This window comes from Streptacidiphilus sp. EB129 (assembly GCF_041262645.1).
Lineage (GTDB): Bacteria > Actinomycetota > Actinomycetes > Streptomycetales > Streptomycetaceae > Streptacidiphilus.
Genome location: NZ_JBGCCS010000005.1, coordinates 321,430 through 338,702, shown reverse-complemented (window position 1 = coordinate 338,702; position 17,273 = coordinate 321,430). Strand labels below are relative to the sequence as shown.

16 protein-coding genes are annotated in these 17,273 nt (G+C 72.2%); 3 read left to right on the top strand and 13 right to left on the bottom strand.

The features are described from left to right. Window positions 1-5: 5 nt before the first annotated feature. The 10 genes from lepB (ABH925_RS09305) to proS form a co-directional block, all read right to left on the bottom strand. Window positions 6-1,049: a signal peptidase I gene (gene lepB, locus ABH925_RS09305; RefSeq protein ID WP_370146769.1), complete on the bottom strand. Its 1,044-nt coding sequence runs from the start codon at window positions 1,047-1,049 to the stop codon at window positions 6-8. A gap of 10 nt (window positions 1,050-1,059) precedes the next feature. Further along, window positions 1,060-2,019: a signal peptidase I gene (gene lepB, locus ABH925_RS09300; RefSeq protein WP_370146768.1), complete on the bottom strand. Its 960-nt coding sequence runs from the start codon at window positions 2,017-2,019 to the stop codon at window positions 1,060-1,062. After that, window positions 2,003-2,806: a signal peptidase I gene (lepB, locus tag ABH925_RS09295; RefSeq protein WP_370146767.1), complete on the bottom strand. Its 804-nt coding sequence runs from the start codon at window positions 2,804-2,806 to the stop codon at window positions 2,003-2,005. The genes lepB (ABH925_RS09300) and lepB (ABH925_RS09295) overlap by 17 nt, the downstream gene beginning before the upstream one ends. Before the next feature lie 37 nt (window positions 2,807-2,843). Next, on the bottom strand, window positions 2,844-3,194 hold the full coding sequence (rplS, locus tag ABH925_RS09290; protein ID WP_370146766.1) for a 50S ribosomal protein L19: 351 nt from the start codon (window positions 3,192-3,194) through the stop codon (window positions 2,844-2,846). Between the two features lie 161 nt (window positions 3,195-3,355). After that, window positions 3,356-4,180 carry a tRNA (guanosine(37)-N1)-methyltransferase TrmD gene (trmD, locus tag ABH925_RS09285; RefSeq protein ID WP_370146765.1) on the bottom strand — a complete coding sequence of 275 codons (825 nt, stop codon included), beginning with the start codon at window positions 4,178-4,180 and terminating at the stop codon, window positions 3,356-3,358. Window positions 4,181-4,185: 5 nt separating this feature from the next. After that, window positions 4,186-4,761, bottom strand: a complete 576-nt coding sequence (gene rimM / locus ABH925_RS09280) for a ribosome maturation factor RimM (protein ID WP_370146763.1) — start codon at window positions 4,759-4,761, stop codon at window positions 4,186-4,188. Between the two features lie 117 nt (window positions 4,762-4,878). Continuing rightward, window positions 4,879-5,118 carry an RNA-binding protein gene (locus tag ABH925_RS09275; RefSeq protein ID WP_030263860.1) on the bottom strand — a complete coding sequence of 80 codons (240 nt, stop codon included), beginning with the start codon at window positions 5,116-5,118 and terminating at the stop codon, window positions 4,879-4,881. 2 nt (window positions 5,119-5,120) lie between these two features. Beyond that, entirely contained in the window at window positions 5,121-5,561 is a 441-nt protein-coding gene (rpsP, locus tag ABH925_RS09270) for a 30S ribosomal protein S16 (protein WP_034090133.1), read from the bottom strand. Window positions 5,562-5,935: 374 nt separating this feature from the next. After that, window positions 5,936-6,547 carry a hypothetical protein gene (locus tag ABH925_RS09265; protein ID WP_370146761.1) on the bottom strand — a complete coding sequence of 204 codons (612 nt, stop codon included), beginning with the start codon at window positions 6,545-6,547 and terminating at the stop codon, window positions 5,936-5,938. A 268-nt stretch (window positions 6,548-6,815) separates the two neighbouring features. After that, window positions 6,816-8,228, bottom strand: a complete 1,413-nt coding sequence (gene proS, locus ABH925_RS09260; protein ID WP_370146759.1) for a proline--tRNA ligase — start codon at window positions 8,226-8,228, stop codon at window positions 6,816-6,818. 200 nt (window positions 8,229-8,428) lie between these two features. On the opposite strand from proS, the gene ABH925_RS09255 reads away from it, so the two are divergent. Together ABH925_RS09255 and ABH925_RS09250 are read left to right on the top strand one after the other, a co-directional pair. Further along, window positions 8,429-9,331 (top strand): class I SAM-dependent methyltransferase, encoded by a 903-nt coding sequence (locus ABH925_RS09255; protein ID WP_370146758.1) that lies wholly within the window; start codon window positions 8,429-8,431, stop codon window positions 9,329-9,331. A 243-nt stretch (window positions 9,332-9,574) separates the two neighbouring features. Further along, window positions 9,575-11,902, top strand: a complete 2,328-nt coding sequence (locus ABH925_RS09250; RefSeq protein WP_370146757.1) for a PQQ-binding-like beta-propeller repeat protein — start codon at window positions 9,575-9,577, stop codon at window positions 11,900-11,902. On the opposite strand, the gene ABH925_RS09245 is transcribed toward ABH925_RS09250, so the two are convergent. Next, window positions 11,881-12,465: a GNAT family N-acetyltransferase gene (locus ABH925_RS09245; RefSeq protein WP_370146756.1), complete on the bottom strand. Its 585-nt coding sequence runs from the start codon at window positions 12,463-12,465 to the stop codon at window positions 11,881-11,883. The genes ABH925_RS09250 and ABH925_RS09245 overlap by 22 nt on opposite strands. 64 nt (window positions 12,466-12,529) lie before the next feature. Next, a complete protein-coding gene (gene ffh / locus ABH925_RS09240) occupies window positions 12,530-14,080 on the bottom strand; it encodes a signal recognition particle protein (protein ID WP_370146755.1) in 1,551 nt (516 codons plus the stop codon). A gap of 172 nt (window positions 14,081-14,252) precedes the next feature. Between ffh and ABH925_RS09235 the strand changes: the two genes are divergently transcribed. After that, window positions 14,253-14,729, top strand: a complete 477-nt coding sequence (locus ABH925_RS09235; RefSeq protein WP_370146754.1) for a hypothetical protein — start codon at window positions 14,253-14,255, stop codon at window positions 14,727-14,729. A gap of 28 nt (window positions 14,730-14,757) precedes the next feature. Here the strand turns inward: ABH925_RS09235 and ABH925_RS09230 are convergent, their stop codons facing one another. Then, entirely contained in the window at window positions 14,758-17,202 is a 2,445-nt protein-coding gene (locus ABH925_RS09230) for a [protein-PII] uridylyltransferase (protein ID WP_370146824.1), read from the bottom strand. Window positions 17,203-17,273: the final 71 nt, after the last annotated feature.

Here is a 17,273-nt window from a genome sequence, read left to right as displayed (position 1 = left end):
CCGGTTCAGTCGCGGTTCTTCGCACCGCCCCGCTCGGAGCGGTCCGCACGGCGGATGCGGTACCGGCGCTGCAGGTAGGTGAGCGGCACGGCGCCGATCAGTCCGGCCACCGCGGGATCGTTCACCAGCAGCGCGCCCACCGGGCCCGCCGCCTGCGTGTTGATACCCGCCTGGCTGAAGGTGGACGGGATCGGCAGGGTGGCCCAGTGCGAGAGCGGCCAGGCCACCACGATGGCGCGGCCGACCACGAACTTGTCCGCCACCGCGCCGCCGCCCGGCTCGTCCATGTGGTACCGGGAGTCGAGCGAGTCGTTGCGGTGGTCGCCCATCACCCAGATGGAGTCGGCGGGCACCTTGAAGGGGCCGAAGTTCTTGTCCCCGCACGGGGTGGCCCCCGGGTAGATGTACGGCTCGACCAGGGCCTTGCCGTTGACGATCACCGGGCCGGTGCCACTGCAGCTGATGGTGTCGCCACCGACCGCGATGACCCGCTTGATCAGGTCCTTCTCGTTGGCGGCGGGCATCAGCCCGATCCAGCTGAAGACGTCCTGCACGCCCCGGACGAAGGAGTTGCTGCTCTGCTGCTGCGGAGCCTCGTCGGAGAGCCAGTTGCCCGGGTCGTGGAAGACCACGACCTGCCCGCGCGACGGCTTGTCACCGAAGGTCGGGGTCAGCTTGTCCACCAGCACCCGGTCACCGATCTGCAGGGTGTTCTCCATCGACCCCGAGGGGATGGAGAAGGCCTGGACCAGGAAGGTCTTGATCACCAGTGCCAGCACCAGCGCCACCACGATCAGAATCGGCAGCTCCTTCCAGAAGGAGCGTTGCTTCTTCTGCTTCCGCCCCTTTCCGGAACCGTCCGACTCCTCGTCGTCCTCCCCCGCGAGCACCTCGTCGGTACTGTCCCGCTGGGGGTCCGCGGCATGGTCCGCCGTCGGATCGTTGCCGGCCTGCCCGGGCTCTCTCTCGTCCACGGGCTCCACGGTACGGCCCGTAGAGCCGTCGGGCTCTCCGACACCGGATTGGCCACCGAGCACCAGATCCCCCACATCGTCTCCTTCAGCTGCTGTGCGGCCAGCGGCCCGCACGCGTTCGTTGTGTCGTCCGGCGCCGACGGATCCACGTTGCGGACGCGGTCGCAGTCGCAGCCACACCCATAACGAGCGGAGGTTCCCCAGGAACCGGCCCGGGGCCTGCCCCGGACGATACTTGACGAACTCTTTGATCTGCGCGCACCGGGCCGCCGGTGTCGGCCGCCGTCGCGTCGATCGACTGCACCGGCAGCGTGCGCCAGTGGGACAACGGCCAGATCACCGCGACCGCCCGGCCGACCACGTCCTTCTCCGGGACGAAGCCACCGGTGGCACTGTTCAGGTGGAACCGGGAGTCCGCCGAGATGTCACGGTGGTCGCCCATCACCCACAGATCACCCGGCGGCACGGTGACCTTGAAGCTGATCCGGGACGGCGGGTTCCCCGGGTAGATGTACGGCTCGGTCAGCGGCTTGCCGTTGACGGTCACCCGGCCCTGGCTGTCGCAGCAGGCCACCACGTCGCCGGGGACGCCGATCACCCGTTTGATCAGGTCCCGGTCGGACGGCAGCAGGCCGACGAAGGTGAAGGCGCCCTTGATCGCGCCCAGCACCGCCCCGTCCTGCGGGACCGGGTCGTCCTTGAGCCAGTTGTCCGGGTCGTTGAAGACCACCACCTCGCCGCGCTGCGGCTGCTCGCCGAACCAGGGCGACAGCTTGTCCACGGCCACCCGGTCGCCGATGGCGATGGTGTTCTCCATCGACCCCGAGGGGATCGAGAACACCTGGACCAGGAAGGTCTGCAGCAGCAGGGTGATGCCCAGGGCGACCACGATGATCAGCGGGATCTCCCGCAGCAGCGACCGCTGACGGCGCCGGCCGGCGCGTCTGGCGGCGCGGCGGCGCTCCGCCCGCCCCCGGTCCGCGCGGGTGCCCCCCTCGCCGCCGGGCCGGGCCTCCGGCCTCCGGGTCCTACCCCTGGTGCCCATGGCCGCCACCGCCCTTCGCCGCCAGCTCGGCCGCGAGCACGGCGAAGGCGGCCGGGCGGTCCACCGAACGCCAGTGGCCGACCGGGAAGACCACCCACTCCACCCGTCCGGTCACCTTGTCGACCGGGACGTAGCCGCCGCCGGGGTCGCCGAGGTGGGCGCGGGAGTCGAGCGAGTCGGAACGGTGGTCGCCCAGGACGAAGAGCCGTCCCGACGGGACCTTGATCGAGAACGGCACCGCGGAAGGGACGTCACCGGGGTAGAGGTACCCGCTCTCGTCCACCGGCACGCCGTCCACCGAGATCCGGCCGCCGCTGTCGCAACAGGTGACGGTGTCCCCGGCGACGCCGATCACCCGTTTGACGAAATCGTCCACGGAGGCGTCGACCGGCTTCGCCGCACCGTCGTCGACGAAGGACCCGCGCCCGTCGAAGACGATCACGTCGCCGCGCTGCGGAGTGCCGCCGAAACGGTACGCCAGCAGGTTCACCACGACCCGGTCGCCGATCTGCAGCGTGCCCTCCATGGAGCCGCTGGGAATGCCGTACGGCCGGGCCACGAAGCCGGCCACCAGGCTCAGCACCAGCGCGCAGACCCCGCCCAGCAGCAATACGTCCCGGAGCAGCCCGCCGCGCCCCGGCCGGCCCGGCCGCAGCCGGCGCAGCGCCGCGCGCAGCAGCCGGGCGAACGGCACCCCGGACACGGCAGAGGACCGCGGGTCCGCAGGCCGTCCCTCGTCGGGGTCGGCCGCGGACTCGCGGTCCTCGGGTGCTGTGTGGGTCTCCATCGCCGCAGCAGCCTAAGGCACTGCGGTGAGAGAGGACTCAGCGGTCGCGCTTCTCCTTGATCTTCGCGGCCTTGCCGCGCAGGTCACGGAGGTAGTACAGCTTGGCGCGACGGACGGCGCCACGGGTCACGACCTCGATCTTCTCGACGATCGGGGTGTGCACCGGGAAGGTGCGCTCCACGCCGACGTTGAAGCTGACCTTGCGGACCGTGAAGGTCTCGCGGATGCCGTCGCCCTGGCGGCGGATGACGACGCCCTTGAACTGCTGGACACGGGAGCGGTTGCCCTCGATGACGCGGACGTGCACGTTGACGGTGTCACCGGCGCGGAACGCGGGGATGTCGGTACGCAGCGAGGCCGCGTCGACAGCACTGAGCAGGTTGCTCATGGTTGTCTCCATCGTGAGCGCCACGGGCCACCCACGGAACGTCGTGAGAAATGGATTGCGCTGTGTGCCGCTCGGTTGGCGATGTCTCCCCCGTGGCAGGGGCACCGGGCCGGCCGTCCGGGTCGGGACCCGGTCAGCGGCCGAGGACAGGCAGCAATCGCCTATTGTTCCACATCGACCGGCGTGTGCAGAAATCGTCCGGCTTCCTCGTCCCACCACACGCCCAGGGCGCCCAGCGCGGCCAGGTCGTGCTTGTCCATGCCGTCACGGTCCCAGCGTTCGACCAGATCGGGGCGGTTGGCCAGGGTACGGGCGAAGGCCTGGTCCCGGCGCCAGCGGGCGATCTTCCCGTGGTTGCCGCTGACCAGGACCTCGGGCACGCCGCGGCCGCGCCAGTCGGCGGGCTTGGTGTAGACCGGGCCCTCCAGCAGGTCGGCCATCCGGCCCGGCGCGAAGGAGTCGTCCCGGTGCGACTCGGCGTTGCCGAGCACCCCGGGCAGCAGCCGGGCCACCGCCTCGACGATCACCAGCACCGCGACCTCGCCGCCGGCCAGCACGTAGTCGCCGATGGAGACCTCGACCACCGGCATCCGCTCGGCGGCCTCCTCGATGACCCGCCGGTCGATGCCCTCGTAGCGGGCCGGGGCGAAGGCCAGCCAGGGGCGTCCGGCCAGTTCCTGGGCCAGCTCCTGGGTGAACAGCCGTCCGCTGGGGGTGGGCACCACCAGCGTGGGCACCGCACCGTCCCCGGGCCCGGCGGAGGCCACCACCTGGTCCAGCGCGGCGGCCCAGGGCTCGGGCTTCATCACCATGCCCGGGCCGCCCCCGTACGGGGAGTCGTCCACGGTGCGGTGCACGTCGGTGGTGTGCTCGCGCAGTTCGTGCAGCCGCACGTCGAGCTGGCCGCGGGCGCGGGCCTTGCCGACGAGGGAGACGTTCAGCGGCTCCAGGTACTCGGGAAAGATCGTGACGACATCGATGCGCACCGCCGTCACTCCGCGACGTCGGCGGCGTTGTCGGCAGCGGCCACGTCGTCGGCGGAGTCGATGACGGCGGCCTCCGGGTCGATCAGGCCCGGCGGCGGGGTGAGTACGACCCGCTGCAGCTTCAGGTCGACCTCGGGGACGATCTCGGTGACGAACGGGACCAGCACCTCGCCCCCGTCCGGACGGGTCACCGTGAGCAGGTCCTGCGAGGGCAGGTGCGCGATGCCGGTGAGCTCGCCGACCGGGCTGCCGTCGGCCAGGACCACGGCCAGGCCGATGAGCTGGTGGTCGTAGAACTCCTCCGGATCCTCCGGGGTCTCCTCGGGGTCGACCTCGGCGATCAGCATGGTGCCGCGCAGCGCCTCGGCGCCGGTGCGGTCACCGACGCCCTCGAAGCGGAGCAGCAGCCTGCCGCTGTGGAACCGCCCCTCGGCGATGGTCAGCGGGCCCGCCGAGGCGGGGTCGGTGGCCAGCACGGCGCCCGGGGCGAGCCGCAGTTCCGGCTCGTCGGTGCGTACCTCCACCGAGACCTGGCCCTTGATGCCGTGGGCGCGACCGATCCGGGCGACGACGAGCTGCACGGTGATGCTCTCCTACAGAGTGGGAAGACCCGGGGAGTGGAGACCCAGGGGGTGAAGAAAAGCCTCGGGGCCGGTCAGGACGCTAGTCCTGACCGGCCCCGAGTGGTGCCTCATGGCTTATCGCACGCCGTCCACGTCGACCAGGTCGACCCGGACGCTGCGACCGCCGAGGGCGGTGACCACGGTGCGCAGAGCGCGCGCGGTGCGGCCGCCCCGGCCGATGACCTTGCCGAGGTCCTCGGGGTGCACGCGCACCTCAAGGATGCGGCCCCGGCGCAGCTCTCGCGAACGCACCTGGACCTCGTCCGGGTTCTCGACGATGCCCTTCACCAGGTGCTCGAGGGCTTCCTCGAGCATGATCAGGCCTCGGTGGCCGGAGCGTCGGACTCGGCCGCGGCCTCGTCCTTCTTGTCCGACTTCTTGGCCTTCGGGGTGATGGCCACACCGGTGGTGGAGTCCTCGAAGCCGGCGACGGCCTTCGCGAACAGGTGCGAGAAGTCCGTGACCTTGGGCTCGGCGACCTTGAGCGGCGCCGGGGCCGGGAGGCCCTTGAACTGCTGCCAGTCACCGGTGAGCTTGAGAATGGCGAGCACGGCCTCGGTCGGCTGGGCGCCGACGCTCAGCCAGTACTGGGCGCGCTCGTTGTCGACCTTGATGATCGAGGGGTCGTAGGTCGGCTGGTAGATGCCGATCTCCTCGATCGCGCGACCGTCACGCTTGGTGCGGGCGTCGGCGACGACGATGCGGTAGTGCGGGGAGCGAATCTTGCCGAGACGCTTCAGCTTGATCTTGACTGCCACGGGAGTGGTTCTCCTGGATTTGACGTGGGTGAGCAGCCGCGCATTCCACGTGGGGTTGCGGCTGCAGGCTGCTCGACGGACACGTCAGCCGGAGGAGAGAGGGGTCCTGCTCGGCTGCCGAGTACTCAGCTGTCCATTGTGCCATAGCCCGGGCAGGGGGAATTCCACCCGGTGACAGCCCTGCGCACCGGACGGCGGCGCTCTCTCGCTGCGGCGTCCGGGTAGGGCGGGTGCCCGGGCATGGCACAACCGGGCATGGCAAAGCTGACCTGCCGACCCCCGCGCCGGCAGCCCGAGCCCGCGGCCTTCAGGCACCGCGGTCCTTCAGCGCCGCAGCCTTCGGCCTCCGCGGGGCGGCGGCCCCGCGGCGGCGATCAGCTGCGGGAAGCCGCCGGGCCGTCGGCGATGCGGAAGGGCTGCCCGCAGGCGCCGCAGACGATGGCCGCCTGCGAGAGCACCGAGGGCACCACCCGGACGTTGCGCCCGCAGTCGCAGACCGCCTTGACCCGGACGCCGCCCCCGGAGGAGCCGTGTCGGGTCGCCGGGCCGCGGAAGCTGCCCGAGCGGTCGCCGGCGGCACCACTGGTCGCGGCCGCGTGCGCGCCCAGGGCGCGCTGCAGTCGCTCGATGGTGTCGCCGTAGCGTTCGCGGGTCTCCGGCCGCATGGTGACCAGCGAGAATCCGCTGCTCGGGTGCGGGTCGGCGGTGTGGTCCAGGCCGAGCTCGTCGGCGAGGGCCAGGAATCGGCGGTTGTGGTAGCGACCTGCTCGTGAGGTGTCACGGATGCCGCGCGCGGCGGCGAGACCGTGGGCTGCCTCGTGCAGCAGTCGCTCGAAGCCCAACTCGGTGCCGCAGGCCGAGGAGGACTCCCCGATCAGCGATTCCGGTGCCGCGAGATTGGGCAGGTCGGAGTGGTGGCGCTGGATGTCGCCCCAGGCGAGGGCCAGCTCGGCTGCAAGGACCAGTGGTTGTTGTGTCGTGCTCACGCTACGCCAACGACGGAGAGTTCCGCAGTGTTCCGACAAGTCGGCGCTTTCGTTGAGCGCTGAACATGCGAGCGCCCCCGGAAGGGTTCCCTCCGGGGGCTGAGATTTTCCTGACTCGTCGTCATCTTGCTGATCAGGCAAGGGTCTTCGAATACGAAGCAGGGAAGGCAAGAACCGGCCCACCGCTTCCGGGAGGCAGCGGTGAACCGGTTCTGCTACGTAGATCGTCTAGTCGGTTTCACGAGCCGACGAGAGGAATGACGTAGTCCTAGTACGCACGCGCGACGATGGCGACGTTGCCCTCCTGGTCGTCCGTCGCCGGGACCGAACCGTCGGCGGCGACGATGCAGCGCACCGAGACGCCCTGCTCGGCCAGCTTGCGCTCGCCCTCGGGGCCCAGCTCGGCCCAGGAGATCCGGCCCCAGCCGGTGGCCGCCGCCTCGACCGCCTCGTTGAGGTCGGCCACGTCCACGGTGCGGGCCTCGCGGCGCTCTCGGGACTGGCGCAGCAGCAGCGCCTGGTCCTCCTCCAGGATGCCGGGGACCAGCGACGCCAGGGCGTCCACCGAGACCGGCTCCTTGCCGCCCGGGATCCTTCGGGCCAGCATCGCGGTGCCGTTCTCCAGGTCGCGCGGGCCCACCTCGATGCGCAGCGGGACGCCCTTGAGCTCCCAGTCCACGGCGCGGCGGCCGAACGGGGTGTCGGTGCGGTCGTCCACGACCACGCGTACACCCGCCGCCTCCAGCGCGGCACCGATCTCGCGGACCTTGGTCACCACGGCGTCGTCACCCTTGATCGCGAGCACCACGACCTGGGTGGCCGCCAGCCGCGGCGGCACCCGCAGGCCGTTGTCGTCGCCGTGCGACATGATCAGGCCGCCGACCATGCGGGTGGACACGCCCCAGGAGGTCTGCCAGACGTACTCGCGCTCGGAGCCGTTGGAGAGGTACTGGGTGTTGAAGGCCTTGGCGAAGTTCTGGCCCAGCTCGTGGCTGGTGCCCATCTGCAGCGCCTTGCCGTCGCCCATCATCGCCTCAAGGGTGAGGGTGTTGATGGCGCCGGCGAAGCGCTCCTTGGCGGTCTTCCGGCCCAGCACCACGTCGATGCCGAGGATGTTGGTCATGAAGTCGCCGTAGACCTGGGTGTGGATCCGCGAGGCGTAGTCGCGGGCGTCCTCGTAGCTGGCGTGGGCGGTGTGCCCCTCCTGCCAGAGGAACTCGGTGGTGCGCAGGAAGATGCGCGGACGCAGCTCCCAGCGGACCACGTTGGCCCACTGGTTGATCAGCAGCGGCAGGTCGCGGTGGCTCTGCACCCACTTGGAGAAGTACTCGTTGATGATCGTCTCGGAGGTCGGCCGGACCACGATCGGCTCGTCCAGTTCCTTGCCGCCGCCGTGGGTGACCACGGCCAGCTCGGGAGCGAAGCCCTCCACGTGCTCGGCCTCGCGGGTGAGGTAGGACTGCGGGATGAACATCGGGAAGTAGGCGTTCTGCGCGCCTGCCTTCTTGATGCGGGCGTCCATCTCCTGCTGCATCCGCTCCCACAGCGCGTAGCCGTACGGTCGGATGACCATGGTGCCGCGCACCGGACCGTTGTCGGCCAGTTCGGCCTTGTTGATCAGATCCTGGTACCAGCGCGGAAAATCGTCCGCCTGGGGGGTGAGAACGGGAGCCTTTGCCATGCGCTGATGGTACGGGGCGCATGGGTGCGACCCGTAATCAATACCTCCGCGCTCTGGACTCGGGGGCGCGGGCGGAGTTGTCTGGAGGCGGAGGCGCCCCCGTTGCTCCCGCACGATCCGGTGGGGCCTCCGTGTTCGTGGTGACAGCGCGGGGTGTCCCTCACGCCCCGCGGCAGGCCCGGATCGAAGGAGCCGACGTGATGGCTTCCACGGCAACGGCGAACGGCGTGCTGACGCACGGACCGGCGTCGTCGTCCGGTACGACGGAGCGTGCGCGGGCGCGCCAACGGGCGCGGGACTGGGCGGAAATCCAGGAACGCATGCTGGTCCCGCTCTACCAGGCGGTGTACGACCGGCTTGAGGTCGGCCCGGCCACCAGCGTGCTGGGGCTCGGCTGCCGCTCCGGGCTGGCCCTGCTGCTGGCCATGGGCCGGGGCGCGGAGGTGGTCGGCCTCGAACCGGAGGCGGAGCTCCGCTCGCTGGCCCAGGACCGGTCGCTGCGGGTGCTCGGTGACATCTACCGGGAGCTGGGCCCCGGGGGGAGCGCGGGGGCGCAGCCGGCGGCGCATTCGCTGGTCACCGCTTTCGAACATCTCACCTGTACGGCGGATCCGCAGGCCCTGGTACGGGACGCGGCGGGGCTCACGGTGCCCGGGGGGCATGTCGCGCTGGCGACCTGGGGACCGCCGGAGCGCTGCGAGAGCGCGACGGTGCTGCAGGTCGCGCGGCGGCTGGCGGACCCGCTGCGGCGCGCGCCGTACGCGCCGTTCGCGCTGAGCGCGCCCGGCGCGGTGGAGCGCATGGTGGCGCGGGCCGGCCTGCGACTGGGCGGCGGCGGACTGGCGCTCTGCCCGTTCGCCTATCCGGACCTGGACACCGCGGTGCGCGGGCTGCTGTCCACCGGGGTGTTCGACGCCGCCGCCGAGTACTCCGGCGCGCGGCAGGTGGAGAAGGAGGTCACCGAAGCCTTGCACCCGTACCTGCGCAGGGACGGCTCGGTGCGGATGCGCAACGTCTTCCGCTACACCCTCGCCGAACGGCCGCACGGAACGCACAGGCCGCAGAATCCCCACGGCCGGCGCGGCGTTCCGGGGACGGCGTAGGCGTCACGCCCGTCGGGAGTCTCCGGCTCCGACTGCCGTATCCGCGGAAGCGTCCAGCCGGGTCCAGCCAGTCACTTTGGCGTCATTGCGGACAATACGGATGTCATTCCTGTGTCCCCTTCGCGCGTCTACACTGTCGGCCGTTGCCGAAGAGCGGCACGTGACAGGCGGTACGGGGGACGGGGACAGGCCATGGAGCCTCTTGAGCGTGACGATCCATCATCGATAGGTCCATACCGGCTCGTGGCGCGGCTGGGCGCGGGTGGGATGGGCCGGGTCTACCTGGCCCGCTCGGCGGGCGGGCGCACCGTGGCGGTCAAGGTGGTGCGGGCGGAGCTGGCCGGCGACCCGGACTTCCGGGCCCGGTTCCGGCGCGAGGTCTCCGCCGCGCAGTCGGTGGACGGCGCCTACACCGCACCGGTGGTCGACGCCGACCGCGACTCGGACAGCCCCTGGCTGGCCACCGCGTATGTGCTCGGCCCCTCGCTGACCGACGCGGTGGTCGAGTACGGGCCGCTGCCGGAGGCCACCGTACGGGCGCTGGGGGCGGTGCTGGCCGAGGCGCTCGGCGCGATCCACGGCACCGGCCTGATCCACCGCGACCTCAAGCCCTCCAATGTGCTGCTGGCCGCGGACGGCCCCCGGGTGATCGACTTCGGCATCGCCCGCGCCCTCGACGGCGGCAACCTGACCAGCACCGGTGTGATCGTCGGCTCCCCCGGCTTCATGTCCCCGGAGCAGGCCTCGGGTCGCCCGGTCGGCCCGCCCGGGGACGTCTTCTCGCTGGGCTCGGTACTGGCCTTCGCCGCGACCGGCTACGGACCGTTCGGGCAGGACTCGGCCGCGTCCATGCTCTACCGGGTGGTGCACGACGCCCCCGAACTCGGCGCACTTCCGGAGGGGCTGCGGGAGGCGGTCGGCGCCTGCCTGGCCAAGGACCCGGCGGACCGGCCCACCCCGGCGCAGTTGGTCGCCATGCTGGCACCGGACGGCACCGAGGAACTGCTGCGCGGCGGCTGGCTGCCGACGGCGGTGGCGAGCGGGATCGCGCAGCACGCGGCCCGGGTGATGGAGCTGGAGACCCCCGCGCCACGACCCACCCCGGTCGACCCCAGGACCGGCGCGGCCGGCGCGGCCGCCCCGGCATCCGGCGCGCAGGGTGCCCCGGCAGGCCAGAGCACCCCCGCCGGCCAGGGGATGCCGGCCGAGGGGACGGTGACACTCGGCCAGGGCGACGCCCCGGGCGGCCCGGAGCACGGCACGGTGCTGCTCGGCGGCGGCACCGCGGCGACGCCCGCCGGCCCGCCCACCGTCGTCACGGCCGCGGCCGGCGCGACCGGCGGCGCTGACGCGCCGTCACGGCGCAGGCTGCTGTTCGGCGCCCTGGGCGCGCTCGGCGTCGCCGTGGTCGGCGGCGGTACCGCCCTGGCCCTGTCGTCCCACTCGTCCGCCACCACCCACAAGAACGCCGGGCCCACCTCCAACGGCTCCGCCTCCCCCTCCGCTTCGCCCAGCTCCTTCCCGACCCGTGCGGCCGGTGTGCCGCCGCAGCCGCTGTGGACCTTCCCCGGCAGCAGCCTGCAGATGGCACCGGCGCTGGCCGGGCACGGCAAGGTCTTCGTCTTCAGCGACGGCCCCACCACCGCACTGGACTCCGCCACCGGGAAGGTGGCCTGGACCGGACCGCAGCTGAATCCCCGCTACCCCTTCCCGGCCGGCACGCTGGCCGGCGGCGTCCTGGTCGGGCTGACCGGACCCAACCAGACGCTGACCGGTCTGGACCCGTCGTCGGGCGGGCAGCTCTGGACCCTGCAGAGCGCCGGAGGTTACGGCTTCGGCCTGCTGCTCGCGACCGACGACAGCAGCGCCTACCTGATCGGCATGGACCTGCAGAACACCGCCACCACCTATGTTCTTGCGATCGACCTCAAAACCAGGGCGCTGCGCTGGGCGCAGCCCCGGAACGCGTCGGCCGACTACGAGGTGGCCGGCCTGGTCTCCGGCGGCTACCTCGTCTACACCAACGACCAGAACAACGTGGTGGTCCGGAGCACCGGCGACGGGCGCCAGCTGTGGTCCCAGAACTTCGGCAGCAAGGACGGCACCCAGACCCAGGTCCAGCCGCTGATCATGGGCAGCACCCTGTACGTGGACGGCCCGACCCTGCTCGGCTTCGACCTGGCGCACGGCACTCAGGTGTTCGCCTCCAAGGGGCCCAAGACGGTGCCGTACTACTACCTGCCCGCCGCCGGCGAAGGTGGCACCGTGTATGTGCAGGACATGGGCGACAACGGCCATCTGATCGCCCTGGACGGCACGTCCGGAGCGGTCAGGTGGGAGACCGAGCTGTCCCTCGGCATCGTCCCCACCCCGGTGGTGACGATCGGCGCCACTGTCTTTGTCGGGCAGGGCGTGGAGCCGACCGGCCTGTACGCCGTCGAGCAGTCGGGCGGCCACCAGCTGTGGAACTTCCAGGACGGCCAGACCGACAAGGACTGGTACCTGTCCACCGACGGCACGCTGCTGTTCGCGGTGCACGGCGAGAAGCTCTACGGCCTGCCGCCGGTCTGACCCGACCCCGCGCCACCCGACGCCGCGGCACCCGGGCCGGCCTGGTCCAGGCCGGCCCACTCCTCCGCGGTCAGCGCGAAGCGCTCGTGGTCGCGCCAGGCGCCCTGGAGGAACAGCATGCGCGGGGTGTACCCCTCGTGACGGAAACCGAGCCGCTCGGCCATCCCGATCGAGGGGCCGTTCTCCGGCTGGACGTTGATCTCCAGCCGGTGCAGGCCGAGCCCGCCCTCGACCTCGCCGGTGAAGCAGCGGTCGACCACCAGCCGCATGCCCTCGGTCATCCGGCCGGTGCCGTTGTAGGGGAGGTAGGAGTTGTAGCCCAGCGAGCCGTTGCAGAACCGGCCTCTGACGATGTTGGCGACATTGCAGCTGCCGACCAGGCCGCCGTCCTCGACGTCGAAGATCAGGAAGCTGCGCAGGGTCTCGCCCTGACGGCGTACCAGGTCGACCAGCCCGTCCGGTTCCACCGGGTTCCAGCGGCCCACGTGTTCGGCGGAGCGGCGCACGGCGGCGGCGTAGACGGAGGCGTCGGACAGTCGGGGGGCTCGGATCTCCACTCGCATCGGAACATCATCGCGTATCCGACGACGCCCTGACCGCAGGATCGGGAGCTCCGCGCCCCACCCGTCACAACAGGTCCTTGAACTCCTTGGGGAGCTCGAAGTTCTCCGGCAGCTTCGCCGCGCCGGGACCGAACGCGGCGCCGTCGACCGGGCCCGTCGTCTTGCGCTCCAGCGCGGCCTTCTGCTCGGCGGCGCGCTTCAGCGGGTTGCCGGACTGCTTCTTGCCCTTGGCCTGCTTCTGCTGCTTGGCCTTGCGGGACCCGCCACCGCCCATGCCGGGCATGCCCGGCATCCCGGGGATGCCCTTGCCGCCGGCCATCGCCGACATCATCTTCCGGGCCTCGAAGAACCGCTCGACCAGACTGCTGACCTCGGAGACGTGCACGCCCGAGCCCTTGGCGATCCGGGCCCGGCGCGAGCCGTTGATCAGCTTCGGGTCGTCCCGCTCGGCCTGCGTCATCGACTTGATGATCGCGCCGACCCGGGCCACGTCACGGTCGTCGATGTTGTTGATCTGGTCGCGCATCTGGCCCATGCCCGGGAGCATCCCGAGCAGCTTGGACAGCGAGCCCATCTTGGAGACCTGCTCCAGCTGGGACAGGAAGTCGCCGAGGCCGAACTCCTTGCCGCCCTTGCTGGCCAGCTTGGACGCCATCTTGGCGGCCTCGTCCTGACTGAAGGTCTTCTCGGCCTGCTCGATCAGGCTGAGCACGTCACCCATGCCGAGGATGCGCGAGGCCATCCGGTCGGGGTGGAAGGCGTCGAAGTCGGTCAGCTTCTCGCCGTTGGAGGCGAACATGATCTGACGGCCGGTGAGGTGGGCCACCGACAGCGCGGCGCCGCCTCGGGCGTCGCCGTCCAGCTTGGAGAGCACCACACCGGTGAAGTCGACGCCTTCGAGGAAGGCCTGCGCGGTGGTGACCGCGTCCTGGCCGATCATGGCGTCGACGACGAAGAGGACCTCGTCCGGGTTGACGGCGGCGCGGATGTCCGCGGCCTGCTGCATCAGCTCGGCGTCGATGCCGAGGCGACCGGCGGTGTCGACGATGACCACGTCGTACTGCTTGGTCTTGGCGAACTCGATGGAGTCCCTGGCGACCTTGACCGGGTCGCCGACGCCGTTGCCCGGCTCGGGTGCGAAGAAGGCGACCCCGGCGCGCTCGGCGACCACACCGAGCTGGGTGACCGCGTTGGGGCGCTGCAGGTCGCAGGCGACCAGCAGCGGGGTGTGCTTCTGCTCCTTGAGCCAGTGGCCGAGCTTTCCGGCGAGGGTGGTCTTACCGGCACCCTGCAGACCCGCCAGCATGATCACGGTCGGGCCGGTCTTGGCGTAGCGCAGCCGGCGGGTCTCACCGCCGAGGATGTTGACCAGCTCGTCATTGACGATCTTGATGACCTGCTGGGCCGGGTTCAGCGCCTGGGACACCTCGATGCCCAGCGCCCGATCCTTGACCTGCTTGATGAACGCGCGCACCGCCGGCAGCGCGACGTCCGCCTCCAGCAGGGCGATGCGGATCTCGCGACAGGTGGCGTCGATGTCCGCCTCGGACAGGCGGCCCTTGCCACGGAGGTTCTTGAACGTCGCTGCGAGGCGGTCGGAAAGGGTATCGAACACGTCGGTCGCGGGTCCTCGTGGCTCGGGAACGGATGGAGTAGTCGCCCCCCAGGGTATCCGGCCGCGCGTAGTACGGTCTCCACCCGTCCCCCGATGGTGCGCTCAGCTGACAAGTGGGAGGCCGCGCGCGTGGCGTACGACGCCTGGAGGGTGTGATGCGCACCATGGGTCCATGTCGCTTGTCGCCGCACTGATCCAGCGCCGCCGCCAGCCACTGCTGCGCCGCGCCGTCCAGGAGGTCCTCGCCCTGTACGGGGTGGAGGTGCCCGCCGCAGCCGAGATCGGGCCCGGGCTGCGGGTGTTCCACCGGGGCTTCGGCACCGTGCTGCACCCGTGGACCAGGCTCGGCGCGGACGTCACCCTCTACAACGGGGTGACCATCGGCCGGGCCGACCCGTGGGTGCCGCAGGAGCAGAGCCTGATGGAAGGGGTGGTGGTGGAGGACGGCGCGGTGCTGTGCTCCGGCGCGAAGGTGCTGTGCAAGGAGGGCGTGCTGACCGTCGGACGCGGGACGGTGGTCGGCGCCAACGCGGTGCTGACCCGCTCCACCGGGCCCTACGAGGTCTGGGCCGGGGCGCCCGCCCGCAAGATCGGCGTACGGGCACCGCTGGCCGCCCGGCGCGGCGCCGAGGAGCCTGCGGCGCTGTAGCCGTGCGACCGGCCGTCGGGACGGGCCGTCAGGACAGGGCGCGCTCCACGATCCGGGCCACCTCGGTGGCGCGGGTGGGCGGCAGCGGCAGCTCGTCGGGTCCGGTGAGGTAGAAGGCGTCCACCGCGTCCGCACCCAGCGTGGAGATCCTCGCCGTGCGGACCCGGACGCCGGTGTCCTCCAGCGCGCGGCCGATGCGGTGCAGCAGGCCGGGGGCGTCGTGGGCCCTGACCTCCAGCACGGTCGCCTTGGCCGATCCGCCCGGGGCCACGGTGACCCGAGGCGGCGGGGCGGCGATGCCCCGGCGGCGCGGGGTCGCGGCGTCGCGTTCGGCGAGCCTGCGGGTGACGTCCATCCCGCCGTCCAGGGCGCGGCGGATGTCGGCGCGCAGCCGCGCCGCCTCCGGGACCTCGCCGTACTCCGCGGCCACCTGCCAGGTCAGGGCCAGGACCGGCCCCGCCCCGATCGGGTCGAGCTCCCGGATCGCGGCCGACCGCACCGTCAGCCGGTGCAGCGCCAGCACCCCGGCCACGGTGGGCAGCACCCCGGGCCGGTCCGGCAGGGCCAGCGTCAGGGTCACCCCCATCGGCTCCGTGGACGGCTCGACCGGGCGCTCCGCCTCGGCGTGCACCGAGAGCACCGGTCCCCCGGTACGGGCCGCCTCGACGGCGAGCCGCTCCTCCTCGGCGGTGGCCTCCGCCGGGGCCTCGGCCGGCCCGGCCGCCCCGGCCAGCGCCGCCGCGGCCCGCGCGCACAGGTCGGCGACCAGGGTGGCCCGCCAACTGCTCCAGGCCGCGGGCCCGGTGGCCAGCGCGTCGGCCTCGGTCAGCGCCTGCAGCAGCTCCAGCACACCGGTGCTGCGGACCACGGAGGTGATCGCGGAGACCGTCGCCGGATCGTCCAGGTCGCGCCGGGTGGCGGTCTCCACCAGCAGCAGGTGGTGCCGGACCAGCAGCGCCAGGACCTCCACGTCCGGCTTGGGGAAGCCGAGCCGGACCGCGACGTCGCGGGTGATCACCTCGCCCGCCTCGGAGTGGTCGCCCGGCCAGCCCTTGCCGATGTCGTGCAGCAGCGCCGCGACCAGCAGCAGGTCGGGACGGGCCACCCGGCGGGTGAGCGCGGCGGCCCGGACGGCGGTCTCCACCAGGTGCCGGTCCACGGTCCAGCGGTGCACGGCGTTGCGCTGCGGGCGGCAGCGGACCCGCTCCCAGTCCGGCAGCAGCCGGGCGATCAGCCCCTCGGACTCCAGCGCCTCCCAGACCGGGACGGCGCTCTCGCCCGCGCCGAGCAGGGTGATCAGCTGTTCCCTGGCCTCGTCCGGCCAGGGCAGCGGCAGCGGACGGGCCTCGGTGGCGAGTCGCCGTACCGTCGACGGCGCCAGCGTGAGGTCGGCCTGGGCGGCGGCCGCCGCCGCGCGCAGCGGCAGCACCGGGTCGGTGCCGGGCCGGGCCGCGTGTGCCAGCACGGCCTCACCGTCCTGCTCGACCACGCCCTCGGCGAGCGGACGGCGTTCGGCCGCGCCCCGGGCGGCCGGGCTGGAGCCGAAGCCGAAGCGGACCGTGCGGCGGACCCGGCCCGCGCCGCTGCGCGCCCGCAGCACCCGTTCGACCTCGCGCCAGGTGACGTCGGAGGCGTAGGCCACGATGCGGGCGGCCTCGTAGACCTGGCGCAGCAGGATGTCGGCGTCCAGCACCCCGAGTTCGCGGGCGACCTGGTCCTGCTCCTGCAGGCTGAGGCGGTCCGTGGCCCGTCCGGTGACCAGGTGCAGGGTGTCCCGGACGTCGCGGAGCCGGGCGCCCGCCTCGGCCAGGCCGGTGCGCGGCGCGTCGGCGATCCAGGAGGCGGCGACGGCGTCCAGGGCGGTGAGGTCGCGCAGGCCGCCGCGTGCCTCCTTCAGGTCGGGTTCCAGCAGGAACGCGAGTTCGCCCTGGCGCTCGGCCCGGTCGCGGCAGAGCGCGTGCAGTTCCGGCAGCCGGCGCGGCGCGTCGGCGCGCCAGTCGGCGAGCACCGCGGAGCGCAGCGTCGCGGTGAGTGCCGGGTCGCCGGCCAGATGGCGGGCGTCGAGCAGGCCGAGCTGCACCTTGAGGTCCTCGGCGGCCATCCTGCGGGCGGTGGGCAGGTCGCGGACCGAGTGGTCCAGGGCGATGCCGTTGTCCCAGACCGGGTACCAGATCTGCTCGGCCAGGGCGGGCACGGCCCGGCCCCGGCCGCCGCCGTCGTGCAGCAGCAGCAGATCGAGGTCGCTGCGCGGGGACAGTTCACCGCGGCCGTAGCCGCCGACCGCGACCAGGGCGACCCCGGGGGTCCCGTCGGCGGCGGTGGCGAAGAGTCCGGCGAGCCAGCGGTCGGTGAGTTCGGACAGCGCGGCGCGACGGGCGGCACCGACCCGGCCGTCCTCGCGCAGCAGGCGCAGCCGCTGGGCGGCGTAGGCGTCGCCCTCCGGTACGGGGGCGCCGGGTTCCTGCTCCGCCATTGCCTGCTGCCGATCCGTCAAGGGGACTCCCGTTGCTGGTGCGGTGCGCTGATGCAACAAAGGCCGGAAGG